The sequence below is a fragment of the Neoroseomonas rubea genome (assembly GCF_016106015.1).
GTDB classification, from domain to species: domain Bacteria; phylum Pseudomonadota; class Alphaproteobacteria; order Acetobacterales; family Acetobacteraceae; genus Neoroseomonas; species Neoroseomonas rubea.
The window spans coordinates 1-686 of sequence record NZ_JACADQ010000724.1; the positions used below are offsets into that span (position 1 = coordinate 1).

The 686-nt window shown below is 77.0% G+C and carries 1 pseudogene; it reads right to left on the reverse strand.

Going from position 1 to position 686, the window contains the following annotated elements:
- Positions 1-686, reverse strand: a pseudogene (bchD, locus tag HW577_RS26070) (magnesium chelatase subunit D); the annotation flags it as partial.

Consider the following 686-nt stretch of genomic DNA (forward strand, 5'->3'; position numbering starts at 1 on the left):
GCCGCCGCGGCCACCGCGGCGCGCAAGGCGAGCAGTGGCGCACGCAGCGAATCGATGCCGAGCGCCAGCGAGGCGCCGGCGAGTGCGCGCACCACCTCCTCCGGCACGCGCACATCGTGCAGGCGCGCGCGCGCCGCGGCGATGTCCGCCGGCGGCGACCCGGCCGGCAGCGCCATGGGCGCAAGATGGAAGGCGCAACGGTCGACCAGCGGGGCGGCGACGCGTTCCTCCTCCACCCCCTCATCCAGCGCGACTAGGCCGAAGCGCGCGGCCAGGCGACGGGCGATGCCGTCGCGTTCCAGCGCGACCTCGCCCGCATCCATCACAGCCGCGATGCGGGCGGCCATGCCTGGTGCGGCGCGTTCGGCCATGGCGAGCACCAGCACGCCGCCATCGGCTTCCGCCAGGACGCCACGTTCGGCAACCGGCCGCCCCGCGGCAAGCGTTGCGGCGAGATCAAGGCCGCCGAGCAGCCGGCTGTCCGGCACCGAGGCCGGCATCCGACGCCAGGGCGTGCCATCCGGCAAATTCGCACGCAGCAGCGCAAGCCAGCCATCGCGTTCCGGCCCCGGCCCGCCGCGCAGCACCGCGCCGCCGAGGCCCACCGGATCGACGGCCAGCAAGGCCGCCGCGGCGCGCTGGTCTTCCGCCACGCCCGGGTCCGGCGCCGCGCGCGGGTCGGAACG